15 protein-coding genes are annotated in these 15,384 nt (G+C 60.3%); 4 read left to right on the top strand and 11 right to left on the bottom strand.

What is annotated here, in order from left to right:
* Positions 1-19: 19 nt before the first annotated feature.
* A complete protein-coding gene (gene gcl, locus QQL85_RS12710; protein WP_284353949.1) occupies positions 20-1,795 on the bottom strand; it encodes a glyoxylate carboligase in 1,776 nt (591 codons plus the stop codon).
* Between the two features lie 257 nt (positions 1,796-2,052).
* Here gcl and QQL85_RS12705 point away from each other — a divergent pair, with 257 nt between their 5' ends.
* A complete protein-coding gene (locus QQL85_RS12705) occupies positions 2,053-2,493 on the top strand; it encodes a GlcG/HbpS family heme-binding protein (RefSeq protein ID WP_284353948.1) in 441 nt (146 codons plus the stop codon).
* A gap of 122 nt (positions 2,494-2,615) precedes the next feature.
* Here QQL85_RS12705 and QQL85_RS12700 read toward each other — a convergent pair whose 3' ends face one another.
* The gene (locus tag QQL85_RS12700; RefSeq protein WP_284353947.1) at positions 2,616-3,227 is read right to left on the bottom strand and encodes a TetR/AcrR family transcriptional regulator; all 612 of its coding nucleotides are present in this window, start codon (positions 3,225-3,227) and stop codon (positions 2,616-2,618) included.
* A 132-nt stretch (positions 3,228-3,359) separates the two neighbouring features.
* Between QQL85_RS12700 and QQL85_RS12695 the strand changes: the two genes are divergently transcribed.
* Positions 3,360-4,268: a DUF808 domain-containing protein gene (locus QQL85_RS12695; protein WP_284353946.1), complete on the top strand. Its 909-nt coding sequence runs from the start codon at positions 3,360-3,362 to the stop codon at positions 4,266-4,268.
* On the opposite strand, the gene QQL85_RS12690 is transcribed toward QQL85_RS12695, so the two are convergent.
* Positions 4,258-6,213: an LTA synthase family protein gene (locus QQL85_RS12690; protein ID WP_284353945.1), complete on the bottom strand. Its 1,956-nt coding sequence runs from the start codon at positions 6,211-6,213 to the stop codon at positions 4,258-4,260. The two genes, QQL85_RS12695 and QQL85_RS12690, sit on opposite strands and share 11 nt — an antisense overlap.
* A 152-nt stretch (positions 6,214-6,365) precedes the next feature.
* Here QQL85_RS12690 and QQL85_RS12685 point away from each other — a divergent pair, with 152 nt between their 5' ends.
* Positions 6,366-6,674: a hypothetical protein gene (locus QQL85_RS12685; RefSeq protein ID WP_284353944.1), complete on the top strand. Its 309-nt coding sequence runs from the start codon at positions 6,366-6,368 to the stop codon at positions 6,672-6,674.
* A gap of 73 nt (positions 6,675-6,747) precedes the next feature.
* Here the strand turns inward: QQL85_RS12685 and QQL85_RS12680 are convergent, their stop codons facing one another.
* The 7 genes from QQL85_RS12680 to puuE all read right to left on the bottom strand — a co-directional run bounded on the left by QQL85_RS12680 (position 6,748) and on the right by puuE (position 13,769).
* Positions 6,748-7,530: an outer membrane protein OmpK gene (locus QQL85_RS12680; protein WP_284353943.1), complete on the bottom strand. Its 783-nt coding sequence runs from the start codon at positions 7,528-7,530 to the stop codon at positions 6,748-6,750.
* A 352-nt stretch (positions 7,531-7,882) separates the two neighbouring features.
* Positions 7,883-8,668, bottom strand: a complete 786-nt coding sequence (locus QQL85_RS12675) for an outer membrane protein OmpK (RefSeq protein WP_284353942.1) — start codon at positions 8,666-8,668, stop codon at positions 7,883-7,885.
* A gap of 140 nt (positions 8,669-8,808) precedes the next feature.
* Entirely contained in the window at positions 8,809-10,164 is a 1,356-nt protein-coding gene (locus QQL85_RS12670) for a nucleobase:cation symporter-2 family protein (protein WP_284353941.1), read from the bottom strand.
* 225 nt (positions 10,165-10,389) lie between these two features.
* Positions 10,390-11,718: a urate hydroxylase PuuD gene (locus QQL85_RS12665; RefSeq protein WP_284353940.1), complete on the bottom strand. Its 1,329-nt coding sequence runs from the start codon at positions 11,716-11,718 to the stop codon at positions 10,390-10,392.
* 57 nt (positions 11,719-11,775) lie between these two features.
* Positions 11,776-12,279, bottom strand: a complete 504-nt coding sequence (locus QQL85_RS12660) for an ureidoglycolate lyase (RefSeq protein WP_027592958.1) — start codon at positions 12,277-12,279, stop codon at positions 11,776-11,778.
* A gap of 48 nt (positions 12,280-12,327) precedes the next feature.
* On the bottom strand, positions 12,328-12,843 hold the full coding sequence (uraD, locus tag QQL85_RS12655) for a 2-oxo-4-hydroxy-4-carboxy-5-ureidoimidazoline decarboxylase (RefSeq protein ID WP_019099539.1): 516 nt from the start codon (positions 12,841-12,843) through the stop codon (positions 12,328-12,330).
* The gene (gene puuE / locus QQL85_RS12650) at positions 12,843-13,769 is read right to left on the bottom strand and encodes an allantoinase PuuE (protein ID WP_284353939.1); all 927 of its coding nucleotides are present in this window, start codon (positions 13,767-13,769) and stop codon (positions 12,843-12,845) included. The genes uraD and puuE overlap by 1 nt, the downstream gene beginning before the upstream one ends.
* Before the next feature lie 399 nt (positions 13,770-14,168).
* Between puuE and uraH the strand changes: the two genes are divergently transcribed.
* Positions 14,169-14,522 carry a hydroxyisourate hydrolase gene (uraH, locus tag QQL85_RS12645; RefSeq protein WP_016711727.1) on the top strand — a complete coding sequence of 118 codons (354 nt, stop codon included), beginning with the start codon at positions 14,169-14,171 and terminating at the stop codon, positions 14,520-14,522.
* Positions 14,523-14,582: 60 nt separating this feature from the next.
* On the opposite strand, the gene QQL85_RS12640 is transcribed toward uraH, so the two are convergent.
* Entirely contained in the window at positions 14,583-15,323 is a 741-nt protein-coding gene (locus tag QQL85_RS12640) for an RHS repeat-associated core domain-containing protein (protein WP_284353938.1), read from the bottom strand.
* Between the last annotated feature and the right edge of the window lie 61 nt (positions 15,324-15,384).

Raw genomic sequence — 15,384 nt, 5'->3', positions numbered from 1 at the left:
GCCTGGGGGCGTCAGGCGATCAGTCCAGCATCGAGATGGCGGTTGGCGCGTCGTTACCGACCAGGGCCAGGTCTTCGAACTCGTTGACCGCGTTGATCTCGGTGCCCATGGAAATGTTGGTCACACGCTCAAGAATGATTTCGACCACGACCGGCACGCGGAGCTCTTCGGCCATTTTCTGTGCCTTGAGCAGGGCAGGGGCGATCTCGGCCGGCTCGAACACACGGATGGCCTTGCAGCCCAGGCCTTCGACCACGGCAACGTGGTCGACACCGTAGGTGGCGGCTTCGGTCGAGTTGATGTTCTCGAACGCCAGTTGTACACAGTAATCCATGTCGAAGCCACGCTGCGCCTGACGGATCAGGCCCAGGTAGGCGTTGTTTACCAGCACATGGACGTACGGCAGGTTGAACTGCGCGCCCACGGCCAGTTCTTCAATCATGAACTGGAAGTCGTAGTCACCCGACAGCGCGACAACCTTGCGCTTAGGATCGGCTTTGACTACGCCCAGCGCAGCAGGGATGGTCCAGCCCAGCGGGCCGGCCTGGCCGCAGTTGATCCAGTGGCGTGGCTTGTACACATGCAGGAACTGCGCGCCAGCGATCTGCGACAGACCGATGGTGCTGACGTAGGTGGTGTCCTTGCCGAATACCTGGTTCATCTCTTCGTACACGCGCTGCGGCTTGACCGGCACGTTGTCGAAGTGGGTCTTGCGCTGCAGGCTGGCTTTGCGCTGCTGGCAGTCTTCCAGCCAGGCCTTGCGGCACTGCAGCTTGCCGGCGGCTTTCCACTCGCGGGCCACTTCCAGGAACACGTCCAGCGCCTTGCCGGCGTCGGAAACGATACCCAGGTCCGGGGTGAACACACGGCCGATCTGGGTCGGTTCGATGTCCACATGCACGAACTTGCGGCCTTCGGTGTAGACGTCGACCGAGCCGGTGTGGCGGTTGGCCCAGCGGTTACCGATACCAAATACCAGGTCGGATTTCAGCAGGGTGGCGTTGCCGTAGCGGTGCGAGGTCTGCAGGCCGACCATGCCGACCATCAGCTCGTGGTCGTCCGGGATGGTGCCCCAGCCCATCAGGGTCGGGATCACTGGCACGCCGGTCAGTTCGGCAAACTCGACCAGCTTGTCGCTGGCGTCGGCGTTGATGATGCCGCCACCGGCTACCAGCAGTGGGCGCTCGGCGTCATTGAGCAGGGCCAGGGCTTTTTCAGCCTGTACGCGGGTGGCGGAAGGCTTGTTGACGGCCAGCGGCTCGTAGGCGTCGATGTCGAATTCGATTTCGGCCATCTGCACGTCGAACGGCAGGTCGATCAGCACCGGGCCTGGGCGGCCGGTGCGCATTTCGTAGAAGGCCTTCTGGAAGGCGTAAGGCACTTGGCCCGGCTCCAGAACAGTGGTCGCCCACTTGGTCACCGGCTTGACGATGCTGGTGATGTCGACGGCCTGGAAGTCTTCCTTGTGCAGGCGGGCACGCGGTGCCTGGCCGGTGATGCAGAGGATCGGGATGGAGTCGGCCGAGGCGCTGTACAGGCCGGTGACCATGTCGGTGCCGGCCGGGCCGGAAGTGCCGATGCACACACCGATGTTGCCTGGATTGGCACGGGTGTAACCCTCGGCCATGTGCGAGGCACCTTCGACGTGACGAGCGAGGACGTGATCGATGCCACCGACTTTCTTCAGGGCCGAGTACAACGGGTTGATGGCAGCCCCCGGGATGCCGAACGCGGTATCTACACCTTCACGGCGCATGACCAGAACGGCTGCATCGATTGCTCTCATTTTGCTCATGGTTTGTGCCTCATCGATTTTGTAATTGTATACAACTTGCGTTGCGACAGAGTGTATTCACGCCTGACGGCTCAGGTCAATGGGTTTTCATCGGCTAAGCTGGCTTTCGCCAGAGCGCCCGTGAAAACGGCGATTTGCGCCATCGCATACGATCGTTTCAAAATATTGTATACAAAAATACATCTCGTTGTGTTCTATTTGTTCTATCGGTTTTCAACTGCCCTCAGGGCTTCTCACAACAAGAAGAGGACCTTTCCATGAACGTCTTGAACCTGAAAGTCGCTGTCAGCCTGGTGAATGCCGCGCTGGCGGCGGGCCGCAACATCAATGCCGCGCCGCTGACCGTGGCGGTGCTGGATGCCGGCGGGCACCTGCTGGCGTTGCAACGGGAGGATGGCGCCAGCCTGATCCGGCCTGAGGTGGCCACGGGCAAAGCCTGGGGTGCAATTGCCCTGGGTAAGGGCTCGCGACTGCTGGCACTGGATGCGCAGCAGCGGCCGGCGTTTTTTGCCGCGTTGAACGGGATGGGTGAACGGCCGGTGGTGCCGGCGCCGGGTGGGGTGCTGATTCGTGATCAGGACGGCAAGGTGCTGGGTGCTGTCGGGATCAGCGGGGATACGTCGGATATTGACGAGCAGTGCGCGATCAGTGCGATCGAGGAGGTCGGGTTGCGGGCGGATGCTGGAGTAGCTGCCTAAATCTCTATTGCCTGTATGGGCCTATTCGCGGGCAAGCCCGCTCCCACAGGTTCTCCACAATCTTCAGGCATGTGGTGATCCTGTGGGAGCGGGCTTGCCCGCGACGAAGCCAACGTCGAGGTTCAGGCTGCCTCAGGCTCACAACCTTTCAACACCATGCGGATAATGGTCTCGGCCGCCGCGTCATAATCGCTATCGGCCAGCTTTGCCTTACCGGTCACCGCAGAAATCTGCCAGTCGAAATCCGCATACGTCTGTGTCGCCGCCCAGATGCTGAACATCAGGTGATGCGCATCCACGTGGGCGATCTGCCCGCAGTCGATCCAGCGCTGGATGCACTCGATGTTGTGCCGGGCCTGCTCGTTCAACTGCTCTACCTGGTTCGGCGACAGGTGCGGGGCGCCATGCATGATTTCGCTGGCGAACACCTTGGAGGCGTGCGGCAGGTCGCGCGAAATGCGGATCTTCGAACGAATGTATGAACTCAGCACTTCCTTGGGGTCGCCGTCGGCATTGAATGGCGTGGATGCCTGCATGATCGGCGCGATGATGCTTTCCAGGACCTCGCGGTAGAGGTTGTCCTTGGACTTGAAGTAGTAATACACGTTCGGCTTGGGCAGGCCGGCCTTGGCCGCGATATCGCTGGTCTTGGTGGCGGCGAAGCCCTTGTCGGCGAATTCCTCGCTGGCCGCGCGCAGGATCAGTTCCTTGTTGCGCTCGCGAATGGTGCTCATGGTCAGGGATCTTCCTCGTGTCTGGCCACCTCTATGAGGGATCGGGCATGGTAGCACCGCGCTCGACGGGCGCTCAAGGCAGCGGCTTTGGGCTAGAATCCGTGGCACACACTCATCTGGATACAGGCAAACATGGCAGGAAGCAGTCTACTGGTGCTGATCGACGACATCGCCACGGTGCTTGATGACGTCTCGGTAATGACCAAGGTGGCGGCGAAAAAAACCGCGGGCGTGCTGGGCGACGACCTGGCGTTGAACGCCCAGCAGGTCACCGGCGTGCGTGCCGAGCGCGAAATCCCGGTGGTGTGGGCGGTTGCCAAGGGCTCGATGGTGAACAAGGCCATCCTGGTACCGGCGGCGCTGTTGATCAGCGCGTTCGTTCCTTGGGCAGTGACGCCGCTGCTGATGGTGGGCGGTGCCTACCTGTGCTTCGAAGGCTTTGAAAAGCTGGCGCACAAGTTCTTGCACAGCAAGGCTGAAGATGACGCCGAACACGAGGCGCGTAAAGAGGCGGTGGCCGATGCCAATGTCGACCTGGTGGCGTTCGAGAAAACCAAGATCAAGGGGGCGGTGCGCACCGACTTCATCCTTTCGGCGGAAATTATCGCCATCACCTTGGGCACCGTGGCTGACGCGCCGCTGTCCCAACAGATTATCGTGCTGTCGGGCATTGCCATTGTCATGACCATCGGCGTTTACGGGTTGGTGGCCGGTATCGTCAAGCTGGATGACCTGGGGTTGTGGATGACCCAGAAGGCTTCGCGTCTGGCTCAGGTGTTGGGTAACGGCATCCTGCAGGCAGCGCCGTACATGATGAAGAGCCTGTCGGTGATTGGCACGGCGGCGATGTTTCTGGTGGGCGGCGGGATTCTGGTGCATGGCATTGCGCCCCTGCATCACGCCATCGAGGCGTTCAGCGAGGGGCGCGGTGGTGCGCTGACCGGGGCGCTGCTCAACGGTGTGGCCGGGGTGGTGGCCGGTGCCGTGGTGCTCGCGGTGGTCAGCGTGGTCTCCAGGATTTGGCGCGCCGTCAGGGGCTGACGGCCACGCCTTTTTCCTCATCGCCGGCTGCGGGCTTCCAGGCGAGTAGGCCTTTGCTGAAATCGTTGGCTGCACTTTGGTAGTAGGCGATGGCCCTGCGTACCAGCGGGTTGTCGGTACTGGCAGTCATTTCCCGGCTGTTGCCCAGTGCATCCTGGTGCACGCGCATGCCGCCGCGCGGGCTGAGGATCGCCAGGTCCTTACCGTCGAACAGGCCCAGGTGCTGGTAGTTACCGATCAGTACGCGTGGCGGCAAGCTCTCTTCGCGTAGCAGGTCACGGCCGAAGAAGGTCGAGGTGTAGCTGAGATTCAGCAGGCCAAGCAAGGTCGGTGCAAGGTCGATCTGGCTGGCCAGTTGCGCGTCCTCGCGCGGGGCGATCAGTTTGGGGGCGTAGATCCACAGCGGGATCTGATAATTGTTCACCGGCAGGTCTTCGACGCCGGCGCTTCCGGCGGTGTGGTCGGCCACGAACACGAACAGGGTATTGTCGAACCACGGCTTGCCCTTGGCTTCGCGCAGGAACTGCGCGATGGCATGGTCGGTGTACTTCACCGCGCCTTCACGGCCTTCACCCGAGGGGATGTCGATACGGCCGTCCGGGTAGGTGTAAGGGCGGTGGTTGGAGGTGGTCATCAGTTGCAGCAAGAACGGCTGCTGCTTGGCATGGTCGGCATCGGCCAGTTTCAGGGCCTGCCGGTACAAGTCTTCATCGGCCATGCCCCAGGCATTCTTGAAGCCGATTTCGCTTTCATCCACGCTGCTTTGGTCGACGATGCGGTAGCCGTTGCCGCTGAAGAAGGCATTCATGTTGTCGAAGTAGCCGCGCCCGCCGTAGACGAACACGGGGTCATAGCCGACGGCGGCCAGTTGCTGGCCCAGGCTGCCGTAGCCGCTTTCACGGCCAATGCGTTTGACGATGGAGCGGCCTGGTGTTGGCGGAATCGACAGAGTGATGGCTTCCAGGCCCCGGTCGGTGCGGGTGCCGGTGGCGTAGAAGTTGTTGAAGTACAGGCTTTCGCGGCGTAGGGCGTCCAGGTTGGGCGTGAGGTTGCGTGGGTCGCCGTTGCTGCCCATGTACTTGGCGCTGAAGCTTTCGATGGTGACGAGGATGATGTTCGGTTTGCGTGGTTCGCCGCTGGCGGTGATGTGGCGGCGGATATCCTCGGGCTCGCTGGCCTGGAACCGGGCATTGGGCTCGGCCAGTTCCTGATGCATCTGCGCACCGGCTTCATTGGCGTCGAGGGTGGCGTAGAACTGGGTATAGTCGAGTTCGTTGTTGCGGAACGCGGCAAAGAACTGGTAGGGGCCGTTGCTGGCCAGTTCGCGCTGGTAGGCGTTGCCGCCTTGGCCGCGTGGGAACTGTTGGTCGACCAACAACACACTCAGGCCGCCTAGTAACGCCAGCACGGCAATGCCGCCAAGGCGCTGGCGCAAGGTCAGACCAGGCGCTGCAAGCGCTTGCGCCAGGGGCTTGCGCAAGACCAGGGCAAGCAGCACGGCGACGACGGCAATACTGCCCAGCAGGGTTGGCAAGGGGTACGACTCGCGGATGTTGTCCAGTACTTCCTTGGAGTACACCAGGTAGTCGACCGCGATGAAGTTGAAGCGCACACCGAACTCGTCCCAGAACAGCCACTCGGCCACCGCGACGAACAGCATCACGAACAGGCTGATGACCAGTACCCCGCCCATCAGCCGGCGATGCATGCGTGTGCGCCACAAGGCTGCCGGGCACAGCGCCAGGTACAGCCCCAGCGGCAGGGCGGCGTAGGTGAGGAAGCTCAGGTCGTACAGGGCACCACTGAAGAACAATGAGACGTAGTCGCCATGTACTTCATCCAGATGGGTGACCAGCAATACCAGGCGGGTCAGCAGGAAGATGCCGAACCAGAGTGAGCAAACTAACAGAAGATACCGCCATGGTGAGGCGAGGGGCGTGCGCATTAAGTAGGCCTGTTTTCTTTTTTTGGGTGCGTGAATCCAAGCAGCTTAGAGGGGAAAGTGCAAAAATTTTGTCAAAAATTCGCAGTGTCTGAGTGGAATGTCACACCTATAGTCAGTACTTTGTTTTTTCCTACAGCGTGGGAGGGGAAATCATGTTCGGAAAGATGTTGACTTACGATGTGTACCACTTGGCACTTTACTTGGGTGCGGTCATGGCCTGGGGGGCGCTAGGCCTGTGGCTGCTGCTACGAGGGGCGGGCGTTGAGGCGTTGTACAGGTGCTGTGCAATGTTCGGCCTGGCGCTGACGATCAGCAGTATCATGCTGGTACTGGACATCTTTCGCGTGCTTGAACATTGGCAGGTTGAGATGGGGCTTCTGCTATTCGGCGTAATGCTGCCCGGTGCCGTCGTATTGACTTTCAAGGCAAGTTTAAACGCAAGTAAGATTGATCTTACTTAGTTGTAGGAACTGTCTTACAAATAACAGCGTAACAGCGCCTTGAAAAATCTTGGCGCTGTCACGTTTCAGCGCATCAGAAGTGCACTTTCACCAGAAGGCTCATGGTGTTCTGGTCAGTCGTGAAGGCATCGCTGTCCTTGATGCCGTACTTGTTCTTCCAGTAGTCATATTCCACACCCACATACAACTGCTTCTCACCCAGGTGCAGTGCCTTGCCCAGGTCATACTTGATCTGCGGGTTGAAGTGCAGGTTGGCCTGGTAGGTGCCGCGACGGTTCTCGTCGTTGTCCACCACCCAGTCCATGAAGCCGTCGATCAGCACGTCGGAATCGCCGACCGGAATGGTGTACGACCACACCGGGGTGATCTGCCACACGTTGTCGCCGGCGCGGCTGCCGTCGGTGGTGCGGTTGTAGAAGTTCAGTTGGAAGTAGTCGAAGCCCGGGATGGCCAGGTCGAAGCCTGGGCCGATCAGGTACGACTCGGTGTCACCCTCGCCAAATTCATAGGTCATGGCCAGCAGCACGTCCTTGACCGGGCCGAATTCCAGCTTCTGGTCGAAGATCTTGCCGAGCGACAGGCGTGGGCTGAACTCGCCGTAGTAGGTGTTGGGGCCGTTGCTGGCGTCCTTCTTGCCCTGGTAGAAGATCTTGTCGATGAAGAAGAAGTTGTCGCCGTACTTCCACGCGTCGGCGTGCTCGAAGGTGAAGGTCTGCTGGGTCTCAGGGTTGACCTTGAAGTTCTTGCCCCACAGGTAGGTCAGGCTGTTGTTCTGCCATTGCAGCAGGTCGCCGCCGAAGGTGGTGCCACAGGCCAGCAGGCCGCCGGCGAGGATCAGGCTGTTGATGGTACGCATTGAAAGTGTCGCTCCCTTGATTGATCTGTTGTCAGCGCTCGTTATTGGCGCTTTTTTGTCTTTTGAGTCAGTTTTTTTCGATAGGCCACAGCTGTTTGGCAAGGGTTGGGCCAACTTTTCCGGGTTGGCAAAACCTTCCTGCTCGACTTCGTTCTGAACGGATGAAAAGGGTCTTTCAGGCTGGCAACACGTTGGCCAACCGCCCGTATTCATTGACTGAGCGGTCAGTAAACGCAGGCAGAATCCGTTCTGCCCTGATCGAGGGGGCGCGCAGATTACTGGCTTGCGCGCCGCGCCTCAAGTGCTCCGTCCTGGAGCGGGGTGGTACAAACTTGTGCGTTTGGTCAGTTTCTTAGAAGTGCACTTTGATCAGGGCACTGGCAACGCTCTGGTTGCTTTCCAGGTTGCCGCGGCTGTCGATACCGTATTTGTCCTTCCAGTAGCTGTATTCAAAGCCCACATAAAGCTGCTTGGCGCCCAGGTTCAACGCCTTGCCCAGGTCGTACTTCACCTGCGGGTTGAAGTGCAGGTTGGCGTGGTAGGTACCACGGCGGGTCTGGTCGTTGTCGGGGACCCAGTCCATGTAGCCGTCGATCAGAATGTCAGACTTGCCCACGGGGAGGGTGTAGGACCAGCCGGGGGTGATCTGCCACACGTTGTCACCCGGGCGGCTGCCCTCGGTGTTGCGCACATAGAAATTCAGGGTGAAATAGTTGAAGCCGGGGACGTTCAGGTCGAAGCCGGGGCCGATCAGGTAGGCCTCGTTGTCGCCTTCGCCGCGCTCGTAGGTCATGGCCAGCAGCACGTCCTTGATCGGGCCGAAGGCCAGCTTCTGGTCAAGGATCTTGCCGAACGACAGGCGCGGGCTGAACTCGCCGTAGTAGGTGGTCACGCCTTTGCTGGGGTCGGCCTTGCCGTTGTAGAAGATCTTGTCGACGAACATGAAGGTGTCGCCGTACTTCCATTTGTTGGCGTGCTCGAACGTGATGGTCTGTTGGATATCAGGGTTGACCTTGAAGTCCTTGCCGTACAGGTAGGTCAGGCTTTCGCCATGCCATTGCAGCCATTCGCCTGCATGCGAGGGGAGGGTGGCCAGCAGGCTGCTGCCCAACAACAGGGACGAGGTGATGCGCTTCATGTTGTGATTCCCGGACTTATTGTTTTTGTTGGCGGTTTTTTTGGCGCGCAGGCGCCCCGGGCGGCCCATTCCGGCGGGCCGACGGTGTAGCGGTTACGGCGTATGTGAATGCGGGGCGGCAACGCGCCGCCCCGCTTGGCTCAATGCTGGTGACAAGCGTCGTTGTGCACCGCGCGTTCGGCACCACCGAGGATGTTGAACAGTACGTTCAACACCAGGGCACTGACCGTGGCCATGGCGATACCACTGTGGGTGATGGGTTCCATCCACTGTGGCATCTGGGCGAAGAACTCCGGACGCACCACGGGGATCAACCCGAAGCCGACGCTTACCGCCACCAACAATTGGTTGCGGCGGTCGCCGATGTCCGCTTCCTGAAGAATCTTGATCCCGGTGGCGGTGACCATGCCGAACATGGCAATGGACGCGCCGCCCAGTACCGCAGGCGGGATCGAGGCAATCAGGAAGGCCGCCTTGGGCAGCAGGCTGAGCAGGATCAGCAGGGCGCCGGCCACGATGGTGACATAGCGGCAGCGCACCCCGGTCATCTGCACCAGGCCGATGTTCTGGGCGAACGAGGAGTGGGTGAAGGTGTTGAAGAAGCCAGCGATGAATGATGCACCGGCATCGCACAACAGGCCGCGCCGCAGCATCCCTGGGGTAACTTCGCGATCAGTCACCTTGCCCAGGGCCAGGAACATGCCCGTGGACTCGACGAAGATGATCACCACCACCAGGCACATGGACAGGATCGGCGCCAAGCTGAAGGTCGGCATGCCGAAGTGCAGTGGGGTCACCACCTGCAACCACGGTGCGTCTTTCAGGCCAGACAGGTCGACCATGCCGATGGAGCCAGCCAGGATGTAGCCAAGGCCCATCCCCACCAGTACCGACACGTTGACCCAGAAACCGCGCATGAAACGGTTGATCAGCAGGATTACCGCCAGCACCAGGCCGGCTACCAGCAGGTAGATCGGCGAACCGAAGGTTTCCGCTTCATGGCCGCCACCGGCCCAGTTGACTGCCACCGGGAACAGTGACAGACCAATCGAGGTGATCACCGTACCGGTGACCAGCGGCGGGAAGAAGCGTACGACCTTGGACATGAACGGCGCGATCAGCATGCCGAAGAACCCGGCGGCGATGGTCGCGCCGAAGATCCCCTGCAGGCCCACGCCAGGCATGCCGGCCATGGCCACCATGCTGCCCACGGCAGCGAAACTGGCACCCATCATCACCGGCATACGGATACCCACCGGGCCGATACCGAACGACTGGATGATGGTGGCGACGCCAGCGACCAGCAGGTCGGCGTTGATCAGGAAAGCGACTTCTTCACGCGACAACCCGGCGGCCTGGCCGATGATCAGTGGCACGGCGATGGCGCCACCGTACATCAGCAGAACGTGTTGCAGGCCAACCAGGATCAGTTGGAACAGGGGCAAGGGCTCGCGCGGCGGCGCAATGGGGATATACGCCTTGCGTGACTCGGACATGCAGCACCTCGAGTTTTGTTTTTATTCTCGGATCCAAGCGGCACGTTTCAGGCGGCAAGCTTCAAGAAGAGGCTTGTGGTTCGCGCGGTGAAACCTGACGCTCGATGCTTGCTTGTTGCGTAATGCATGGAACGTGAGGCTGGATTTACCAGCCTCTTCGCGGGCAAGCCCGTTCCCACAGGGGAAGGTGATCCCCCGGGGAGCGGGTTGTCTGGCGTGGTGCTATCAGTTGACCGGGGCGCCTTTGGCGATCCAGTCGCCGACGAGCTTGCGCTCTTCGGTGGTCATCTGGGTGATGTTGCCCAGTGGCATGATCTGGCTGGCGACCGCTTGCGCCTGGATGCGCGCGGCCTGGGCCTGGATCTGCTGCGGGGTGTCGAACATCACGCCGGCAGGGGCGGCGCTGAACAGTGGGCTGGTCGGCTTGGACGAGTGGCACACGGTGCAGCGTTCCTGGATGACATTGTGGATCTTGTCAAAAGCGTCACCGCCGGCCTGGGCAGTTGCCTGGGCGGGTGCTTCGGTCGGTGCGGCTGGTGCTTCGGCAGCCTTGGCGGCGTCCTCGGCGCGCTGCTCGGCAGCGGTCTTGCCACCGACCGCAGTCGCAGGCAGCGGCTGGTACTCGATCTTCGCTGCGGCTTGCTCAGGGCTTACGGCCATCGGTTTCGGACCGGTGACGTAGGCCAGGCAGATCATCGCCAGTGCACCGACCGGCAGGGTCCAGGCGTACTTGTTGCTGTCGTGGCGGGTGTTGAAGTAGTGGCGGATCAGTACCGCGGCTACTGCAATGCCAGCCAGGATCAGCCAGTTGTACTGGCTACCGTAAGTGCTCGGGAAATGGTTGCTGATCATGATGAACAGCACCGGCAGGGTGAAGTAGTTGTTGTGACGCGAGCGCAGCAGGCCTTTGGCCGGCAGTACCGGGTCGGGCGTCTGGTTGTTCTCGATCGCCGCCACCAGCTGGCGCTGGGCCGGCATGATGATGCGGAACACGTTACCGACCATGATGGTGCCGATGATCGCGCCGGTGTGCAGGTACGCACCGCGGCCGCTGAACACCAGGCTGAAGCCCCAGCAGGCGGCGATGATCAGCACGAACAGCACACCACCGAGCAACGCTGGCTTCTTGCCCAGGGGCGAGTCGCACAGGAAGTCGTAGATGAACCAGCCGGCGATCAGCGAGCCGATACCGATGGCCACGCCTTCGGCACCGCTCAGGGTGCTGCCAGGGGCCAGCAGGTACAGGGCCGGGTTCCAGTAGAACACCACGCACAGCAGGGCGATACCGGACATCCAGGTGAAGTAGGCTTCCCATTTGAACCAGTGCAGGTTCTCGGGCATTTTCGGGGGTGCGAGCTTGTATTTCTCCAGGTGGTAGATACCACCGCCGTGAATCGCCCAGAGATCACCCGACAACCCATCGCGCGGGTTGCTTCGGTTCAGGTGGTTCTCCAGCCAGACGAAGTAGAACGATGCACCGATCCAGGCGACACCGGTGATCATGTGAACCCAGCGAATGCTCAGGTTCAGCCATTCGTGAAGGTGTGCTTCCACAGTATGTACCTCTGCCAGTCACCGCGTTGGTTCGAAAACCGGATGACTGACCTTTTCTTATTGGTGGGGATTGAGGATCAGCATCTGTTCCTCGGTGAAGTAATGCTCATCGCAGTTGTTGCCAGAACCACTGCGATCAACCACCAGGAAATCATCCCGCTTTTCGATCGTAAGCACCGGGTGGTGCCAAACGCCGCGATGGTAATTGATGCCCTGCCTGCCGTTACTGCGGAAGGCGCGGACCAAGCCTGATACAGGTGCATCGCCAACGGGCGCGACCACGATCAGAAAGGGGTTACCGAGCAGCGGGATGAAAGCCTGGCTGCCCAGCGGATGGCGTTCCAGCATGCGTACGGTCAGCGGCATGTCCAGCGCGTCGGCGCGGAAGATGCTGATGATCGCCTTGTCTTCAGGCTCGGCGGTTTCGACCGTGGCGAGCTTGTGAAAACGCATGGTCGAGCCGTTGTTGATCATGAAGTGGTCGCTGCCGTCGGTTTCGATCACGTCTCCGAAGGGGGCGAAGGCTTCTTTGGTCAGGGGCTCGATCATCAGGGTGCGCATGCGGGTCTCTCTTATATGTTCGTTGTACTGAAAAGGTTCGGCTGTTGCTTACAGCTGCAGCAGGCGGAACAGGGCGATCAGGTTGATCTGCGCCAGGGCTTCCTTGAATTCGGCATCGGCATCGTTGTGGATGCGCTTTTCGAAGGCGGCGAGGATCTGGTGCCGGTTGCTGCCCTTCACCGCCATGATGAACGGGAACTGGAACTTGGCCTTGTAGGCATCGTTCAGCTCAGTGAAGCGGGCGAACTCTTCGGCGGTGCACTGGTGGATACCGGCGCCGGCCTGTTCGTTGGTGCTCGATTCGGTCAGCTCGCCCTGGATGGCGGCCTTGCCGGCCAGGTCCGGGTGCGCGTTGATCAGTGCCAGTTGGTCGGCGTGGTTGGCGCTGAGCAGGATGTCGCTCATGCGCTGGTGCAGGGCTTCGATTTCGTCCAGCTCGCCCAGTTGGCCCAGGTCATAGGCCTTTTCGGCCACCCACGGCGAATGCTCGTAGATGTCGGCGAAGGCGCTGACGAAGGCGTCACGGCCCAGGGCGGAGGGCTTGAGGGTGTTGAAGGCGGTCATCAGGCGTTCTCTTTCTTGTACGGGTGGGTGGCGTGCCAGTGGCGGGCGATGTCCACGCGACGGGCGAACCAGACCTGGTCATGGCTTTTGGCGTAATCGACGAAGCGCTTCAGGGCGGCCAGGCGCGCCGGGCGGCCGACCTGGCGGCAGTGCAAGCCGATGGACAGCATTTTCGGTGCTTCGGCACCTTCGGCGTACAGCACATCGAAGGCGTCTTTCAGGTACTGGAAGAACTGCTCGCCGCAGTTGAAGCCCTGTACCTGGGTGAAGCGCATGTCGTTGGTGTCCAGGGTGTAGGGGATCACCAGGTGCGGCTTGCCGGTAGGGTTGTTCGGCTCCCAGTAGGGCAGGTCGTCGTCGTAGGTGTCGCTGTCATACAGGAAGCCACCTTCCTCCATCACCAGGCGACGGGTGTTCGGGCCGGTGCGGCCGGTGTACCAGCCTACTGGGCGTTCACCGGTCAGTTCGGTGAGGATGCGGATGGCTTCGAGCATGTGCTCGCGTTCCTGGGCCTCGTCCATGTTCTGGTAGTCGATCCAGCGGTAGCCGTGGCTGCAGATCTCGTGGCCGGCTTCGGCCATGGCGCGGATCACGTCGGGGTGGCGCTGGGCGGCCATGGCCACGGCGAAAACGGTCAGTGGCACACCGCTGTCCTTGAACAGCTTCAGCAGGCGCCACACGCCGGCACGGCTGCCGTATTCGTACAGCGACTCCATGCTCATGTTGCGCTGGCCCTGCAGCGGCTGGGCAGCGACCATCTCGGACAGGAAGGCTTCGGACTCTTTGTCACCGTGCAGGATGTTGCGCTCGCCGCCTTCTTCGTAATTGAGGACGAAAGACAGCGCGATGCGAGCATTGCCCGGCCATTGCGGGTGAGGAGGGTTGTTGCCGTAACCGATCAGGTCGCGAGGGTAGTCAGCGCTCACTGCAGTCTTCCTTCTTGTGCGTTTGTGCGGGGGGTGGGCGGGCCGCGTCGGGATGTCGCACCACCGGATGGGCTGATTGTATACAACTTCTGAAATCTTTTGTAAGCCTGTTTTTCCGCATTTCTTCCCTTTTGTCGCTTCGCCGCGACCTGGAAATACAGTGCAAGAAACCTGCCTGACTGGTCAGCTAATGATATTGGGGGCTTTACAGTGCCTGTATTTGCGACCGATGGGTCGTTTATGGGCAAGAAACGCTGGGTGCGACGGATGGGTACAAAAAATTGTGTACAATTTTTCGATGAAATGTCTTAATGGTGTCATTCCCGCCTACCGCAGGCCCTGTTTGGGTGCGATGGCTGAGTATTTCTTGCCCACAGAATGAACAAGAGGCGACACGCAATGGGACGTTTGACCACACATGTACTGGATGCCGCGCATGGCTGCCCGGGCAGCTCGATCAAGGTCGAGCTGTACCGTGTCGAAGGCCAGCAGCTGGAGCTGGTGAACACCGCCCTGACCAACAGCGATGGCCGCGTCGACGCGCCACTGCTGCAGGGTGACGATTACCGCTCTGGCGTTTACCAGTTGCAGTTCAGCGCGGGTGATTACTACCGCGCCCGTGGCGTGCAACTGCCGGCCCAGGCGTTTCTGGATGTTGTTGTGCTGCGCTTTGGCATCGACGAGCAGCAGGAGCACTACCATGTGCCGCTGCTGATCTCGCCGTACAGCTATTCGACCTATCGTGGAAGCTAGTTGGTCGCTAGAAGAATCTTCGTAGGTCCTTTGGCCCGCTCTCACACTGGCGGGCTTTTTTTATTGGCGTACTTCGCTGACTGGAACCTTGAAAATCGTTCCCGATTTGTAGGTTATGTGATCCAGCGCTCCTGAAACCAGTGTAGCGGTACCATTGAACAAGGCCCCGGTCGCAGCGGCCGGATCTCCGGTCTGCGCCAGTTGTAGCCCCCAGCCGACGGTGCTGTGAAGATGCAGGGTAGTGTTGCTGTCCTCTGACCAGGTTCCTTTTGTATAGTAATCGGCTTGTTCTGCTGAGAGCGCGCCATCACCGTGTGATCCCAGATTTTCGTTTACCCGGTTCACCGCATTGTTGAAAGGTTTGTCAGCCTTGTTTGCGTTTTTCCAGAGGTAGTGTCGGTGCTCGGGGAAGCCCTCAGGCTGTATCGATCCGCGAGTGAGTGCTCGCTTGCTGGTAGTGAAAATTTCACCGATGAAATCACGGCCTTTCATTGCCCCCCATACAATCCCCCCTCCTGCCAGCAGCTTGGTAGCGGTCCTGGACAGCAGATAGCTTCTGCCGCTCGGGTCTGTCCGATTGACCGGGTCTGCTTCGCAGTAGGCATAGCTGTTCAAGCCACCTTGGTCGAAAGGGCTTAGCTTGTCAGGGCTAAAGAACCTCATTAGCACCGGGCTGTACATGCGATGGCCGTTGCCTAGTGGGTATAGGCCGGTGAACGCTTCTTGAAACTCGCCGTTGAAGGCCAGTAAGTTTTCACTGCGCGTACAATGGCCAAATGGGGTATAGGCGCGTGTGTACATTAAGCTGCCTCAAGCGGTTGCGTTAAAGATGTGGTTGTGAAATGTGTATCAAACCTCGGCT

Source organism: Pseudomonas putida (assembly GCF_030159595.1).
Classification (GTDB): Bacteria; Pseudomonadota; Gammaproteobacteria; order Pseudomonadales; family Pseudomonadaceae; genus Aquipseudomonas; species Aquipseudomonas putida_AC.
Note: the sequence above shows the minus strand (reverse complement) of the source record. Positions and strands in the feature narration are given on the sequence as shown.